Annotated in this window: 5 protein-coding genes and 1 pseudogene; 3 read left to right on the top strand and 3 right to left on the bottom strand. The window is 69.9% G+C overall.

Annotated elements, in window-relative coordinates; all coding sequences use genetic code 11:
• Positions 1 to 633 (top strand): annotated as a pseudogene (locus ACFTZB_RS42790) (hypothetical protein); the annotation flags it as partial.
• Here the strand turns inward: ACFTZB_RS42790 and ACFTZB_RS42785 are convergent.
• From ACFTZB_RS42785 to ACFTZB_RS42775, 3 genes are read right to left on the bottom strand one after another with little or no spacing between them, the layout of a single operon-like run.
• Positions 606 to 1265 (bottom strand): hypothetical protein, encoded by a 660-nt coding sequence (locus ACFTZB_RS42785; protein ID WP_378441586.1) that lies wholly within the window; start codon positions 1263 to 1265, stop codon positions 606 to 608. The pseudogene ACFTZB_RS42790 and the gene ACFTZB_RS42785 overlap by 28 nt on opposite strands.
• The gene (gene hisS, locus ACFTZB_RS42780; protein WP_378441584.1) at positions 1228 to 2499 is read right to left on the bottom strand and encodes a histidine--tRNA ligase; all 1272 of its coding nucleotides are present in this window, start codon (positions 2497 to 2499) and stop codon (positions 1228 to 1230) included. The genes ACFTZB_RS42785 and hisS overlap by 38 nt, the downstream gene beginning before the upstream one ends.
• Before the next feature lie 15 nt (positions 2500 to 2514).
• Positions 2515 to 3195 (bottom strand): MBL fold metallo-hydrolase, encoded by a 681-nt coding sequence (locus tag ACFTZB_RS42775; RefSeq protein ID WP_378441582.1) that lies wholly within the window; start codon positions 3193 to 3195, stop codon positions 2515 to 2517.
• A gap of 177 nt (positions 3196 to 3372) precedes the next feature.
• Here ACFTZB_RS42775 and ACFTZB_RS42770 point away from each other — a divergent pair, with 177 nt between their 5' ends.
• A complete protein-coding gene (locus ACFTZB_RS42770) occupies positions 3373 to 4251 on the top strand; it encodes a peptidylprolyl isomerase (RefSeq protein WP_378441580.1) in 879 nt (292 codons plus the stop codon).
• A gap of 22 nt (positions 4252 to 4273) precedes the next feature.
• Complete coding sequence (locus ACFTZB_RS42765) at positions 4274 to 5068, top strand: peptidylprolyl isomerase (protein ID WP_378441578.1); 795 nt, start codon at positions 4274 to 4276, stop codon at positions 5066 to 5068.
• The last annotated feature ends 52 nt before the right edge of the window (positions 5069 to 5120 follow it).

Genomic DNA, 5120 nt, shown 5'->3' with positions numbered 1-5120 from the left:
GCGATGGCGGGCGCCGCCCCGACATCACCGTTCGCCATCGCCTCCACCGTGATCGAGGGTGTCGGCAAACCGATGATCTCCACCGTCACCGACGGTGTCGGCGACCTGGTGTCGGCGAGCACCCGGGCGGCCAGTGCCTCCGCGTCCGATCTCCCCGCCGACACCGTCGCGGCGAAATCCGGCGTCACCGCGGCACACGGGGCCGCGGGCGGAGTTCCCGGCGCGGTGGGCACGGCCGGCGGCGCGGGCATCGGCCTGTACGGCGGCAGCGCCTCGGCGGGAAGCGGTTCGGTACCCCGCGGAGCGGTTTCCGGGGCGATCGTGCCCCCGGCGACCGCGACCCCGACGACACCGGGCACCGCTCCGGTACCCGGCGCCACTCCGGCCGCCTCGTCCCCTCTCGCACCGGGCGGGGCAATGGGCGGGACCGGCATGGCGGGCGCCGGGCGCGGCGGCGACGAACAGCTGAGCGGCCGGTCCACTCCGAGCTACCTCGTCAACGCCGGCGAGAACAACGCGTTCGCCGGCGACCTGCCGATGGTCGCGCCCGCCGTGATCGGCGGCGAGGATCTCGACGACGCCGCGTTCGGCGATCGGCTGATCATTCAGTCGAGCAGTGCCGCCACCTCGTGATCGGTGAGCGTGGTGGTGGGCACGCGGCCCTCCGAACGCACCAGTTCCACGGCCCGGAACAACGCGCGTTCGGGCAGGGCCGCGCCACGCGCTTCCGCGCGGAGTTGCTCGATGAGGACCGACGCAATCGCGGCGGCCGGCACGAGTTCGCTGGTCGTCAGGGCGTCGGCGAGCCGGCGGAGCCCGAGGATCTCGAGTTCCCGGCCGCCGTCCGTCGTGTAGAGGGCGAGCGGAACCGCGAGGCTCCCGTCGGGATCCGTGATCCGCACGCTCACCTCACTGACCCGGGCCGAACGGACCACCAGTTCCGCGGCGACCGCGCGGGTGACGTCGACGTGCCGGCTGCGCAGTCCGCCCGTCGACCGGATCCGCCCGGCCTGCAGCGTGATGCGACGCCGCAACGTGAGGAGCGCGGACGCGGCGGTCGGGACGGCGATCACGGCCCCGACCGTCACACCGACCCACACCGGACCGAAGAACCCGACGACGACGCCGACCACGACACCGATCAGCACGGCGATCGCCGCGACCTTCTTGAGCCGCGGTGCGATCAACGCGATCGGGACGAGATCGAGCGACACCGGCGCGGTGTCGTCAGGCGCCAAGGATGGCTCCGACGCGCGCGACAACATCCGCCGACGACACCGATTCCTGATCGCCGGTGGCGAGATTCTTGATTCCCACCGTGCCCTCGGCGATGTCGCGGTCGCCGAGCACCAGCGCCAGCGCGGCGCCGGACCGGTCGGCGGCCTTCATCGCGCCCTTCACGCCGCGGTTGCCGTACGCGAGATCGACTCGAATTCCCTGGGCGCGCAACTGCTGCGCGATCACCACCAGTTTCGCCTTCGCGTCCTCGCCCAGCGGGACGCCGAAGACGTCGCAGCGGGCCGTCGAGCCCGCGGTCTTGCCTTCCGCGGCGAGCGCGAGGACGGTGCGGTCGACACCGAGCCCGAAACCGATGCCGGACAACGGCTGACCACCCAACTGGGCCATCAGACCGTCGTACCGTCCGCCGCCGCCGATACCCGACTGCGCGCCGAGACCGTCGTGGACGAACTCGAACGTCGTCTTCGTGTAGTAGTCGAGGCCGCGGACCATCCGCGGGTTGACCACGTACGGCACCCCCAGCGCGTCGAGGTGCGCGAGCACCTCGTCGAAGTGCGCCTTCGCCGTGTCCGAGAGGTGATCGAGCATGAGCGGGGCGTCCGCCGTCATCTCGCGCACCTCCTTGCGCTTGTCGTCGAGCACCCGCAGCGGGTTGATCTCCGCCCGCCGACGGGTCTCCTCGTCGAGGGGGAGCGCGAACAGGAACTCCTGCAACCGTTCCCGGTATTGCGGACGGCACGTGTCGTCGCCGAGGGACGTGATCTCCAGCCGGAAACCCTCGAGACCGAGGCCGCGGAAACCGGCGTCGGCGACCGCGATGACCTCGGCGTCGAGTGCCGGGTCGTCGACGCCGATGGCCTCCACCCCGACCTGCTGCAGCTGGCGATACCGGCCGGCCTGCGGCCGCTCGTAACGGAAGAACGGGCCGGCGTAGCTCAGCTTCACCGGCAGCTGGCCGCGGTCCAGGCCGTGCTCGATCACGGCCCGCATGACGCCCGCGGTGCCCTCGGGCCGCAGTGTCACCGAACGATCACCGCGGTCGGCGAACGTGTACATCTCCTTGCTGACGACGTCGGTGGACTCACCGACACCCCGAGCGAACAACGCGGTGTCCTCGAAGATGGGCAGTTCGATGTGGCCGTATCCGGCCAGACGCGCAGCGCGCGTGAGTCCGTCACGGACCGCGACGAACTCGGACGACTGCGGCGGGACGTAATCGGGGACGCCCTTGGGGGCGGAGAAGGTGCTGGCTTTGCTCACTGTCGTTACTTTTCCTTATTTCGATCCCGGGAGTCCAACGAGAAACGGGTTCGACCCACGTTCGGCGCCGACGGTGCTCGACCCACCGTGCCCGGGGAGGACCGCCGTGTCGTCGGCGAGGACCAGAAGCTTGTCGGCGATCGACTGCAGCAACTGTTCGTGGTTGCCGCCGGGCAGGTCGCTGCGGCCGATCGATCCCTGGAACAGCGTGTCACCGGTGAGGGCGATCTCGACGGGGCCGTTCTCGGTGTCGACCCGGGTCCGGAAGACGACGGACCCCTGCGTGTGCCCCGGCGTGTGATCGACGGCGAACGACATCCCGGCCTGTTCGAGCACGTCGCCGTCGGCCAGTTCGATGACCTCGCCGGGCTCGACGAACGTCATGCCCTCGATGAACGGTTTCATCGTCGGGCCGATGCCGCGGCCGGGGTCCGACAGCATGTACCGGTCCTCGGGGTGGATGTACGCGGGGATCCCGAACTTCTCGCACACGTCGTAGGCGTTCCAGACGTGGTCGAGATGACCGTGGGTCAGCAGCACCGCCGTCGGGGTCAGATTCGACTGGTCCAGGAACTCGAACAGCGGTTCGGCGGCGTCCTGTCCTGGGTCGACGACGACGCACTCCGGGGCGTCGTCCTGGGCGAGGATGTAGCAGTTGGTCTGAAACATCCCGGCCGGGAATCCTGTGACGAGCACGCGCGACGCTCCTGTTCGAGTGGTCCTTGCAGTCGCTACAGCCTAAGCCGCCGCCCCGCCAGGATGTTCTCAGGTTCGGATGGCAGACTCTGGAGGTCGTGTGCCGGGGGCAGTTCGCACCGGCCACCTGCCCTATCGACCGACTTCCAGCCAGACCGACACGGGAGGACCACCGCAGTGCCGAGCAACGAGCAGCGCCGGGAAGCAGCGAAACGAAAGCTCGAGCGTCAGCTCGAACGCCGCGCCGACAGAGCACGCAAGCGTAAGCAGCTGACCATCGCCGGTTCGGTGCTCGGTGTCGTGCTCGTGGTCGCCGCCGGCGCCGTCGTCTTCTCCCTCACCCGCGGCGACGACGAGGCGACGGAGGCATCGGCGGCGGAGTCGGTGACGGCATCACCGCAGTCGCCCGGTGTGATGCCCGCAGGCCGGTCCGAACCGCTGCCCGAGAAGGTGTCGTGCACGTACACCCCCGACGGTCAGCCGCCGGCGAAGCAGGTGAACCCGCCGCGCACCGACGAGATCGACACCACGCTCCGCGAAGTCAGCGTCAGCATGCAGACGACGCAGGGCAATATCGGCCTGGTCCTGGACAACGCCGACTCCCCCTGCACGGTCAACAACTTCCTGAGCCTGGCGAGCCAGAACTACTTCGACAACACCCCCTGCCACCGGCTCGTCACGTCCGAGGGACTGAAGGTCCTGCAGTGCGGCGATCCCACCGGCGCGGGCACCGGCGGACCGGGCTACGGGTTCGCCAACGAATTCCCCACCGACCAGTACGAGGCGTCCGACCCGTCGCTGCAGGTTCCGGTGACGTACCCGCGCGGCACCATCGCGATGGCCAACAGCGGTCAGCCCGACAGCAACGGCAGCCAATTCTTCCTCGTCTACGCCGACTCGCAGCTGCCCCCGCAGTACACCGCGTTCGGAAAGGTCGACGAGACCGGTCTCGCGACCATCGAGAAGGTCGCGGCGGCCGGCGACGACGGATCGATGCAGGCCGGCGGCGGCAAGCCCAACCTGCCGATCGACATCACGTCCGTCCGGATGGACTGACGTCTCGTGTGAGGATGGACCGATGAAACGCACCTCGATTCTCGTCGCAGGCGTGAGCCTCGCGGTCCTCCTCGCCGGCTGTTCGGATTCGTCCGACTCCGGCGGCTCGTCGACCGGCACCTCGTCGAAGGCGGCCGCCACGAGCGCGGCGGAGCAGTCGCTCGATCTGTCCAGGTTCGGCACGCTCCCCGCGGTCCCGGCTCCCGCCGGGGCCACCGTGGACTGCACGTACCCGGCGGGGCGGCCCGCCGTCAAGGACGTCACCCCGCCGCCCACGTCCGGTGTGTCCACGGTGGGCACGGTTCCTGTGGATCTCCAGACCAGCGCCGGACCGATCGGGCTGGTCCTGGACCGCGCCGAGGCCCCGTGCACGGTGAACAGCTTCACCAGCCTGGCCCAGCAGGGATACTTCGACGACACCCCCTGCCACCGGCTGACGACCGAAGTGGGTCTGCAGGTGCTGCAGTGCGGCGACCCGAGCGGGGCGGGCACCGGCGGCCCGGGCTACGGATTCGACACGGAGTACCCGGAGACCGCGTTCGCGCCGAACGATCCGGCACTCGCGAATCCGGTGGTCTACCCCCGCGGCACCGTCGCGATGGCCAACAGCGGGCAGCCCGGCAGCAACGGCAGCCAGTTCTTCCTCGTCTACGCCGACTCGGTGCTCCCGCCCAACTACACCGTCTTCGGGTCGATCTCCGAGGAGGGCCTCGCGACCGTCGAGAAGATCGCGGCGGACGGCGACGACGGATCCATGTCCGCAGGCGGCGGCAAGCCGAACACCCCGGTGCAGATCGAGACCGCGAAGGTCGGCTGACCCCTGCCGGCTGCCCACTCCCCGGATGCACGAACGGGACGGTCGTTCGATC

It is taken from the genome of Rhodococcus sp. NPDC057014, from assembly GCF_042673295.1.
Classification (GTDB): domain Bacteria; phylum Actinomycetota; class Actinomycetes; order Mycobacteriales; family Mycobacteriaceae; genus Rhodococcus_F.
Note: the sequence above shows the minus strand (reverse complement) of the source record. Positions and strands in the feature narration are given on the sequence as shown.

Coding starts and splice junctions, on each gene's coding strand:
- ACFTZB_RS42785 (WP_378441586.1), bottom strand. CDS start 1,265: ATGTTGTCGCGCGCGTCGGAGCCATCCTTGGCGCCTGACGACACCGCG.
- ACFTZB_RS42765 (WP_378441578.1), top strand. CDS start 4,274: ATGAAACGCACCTCGATTCTCGTCGCAGGCGTGAGCCTCGCGGTCCTC.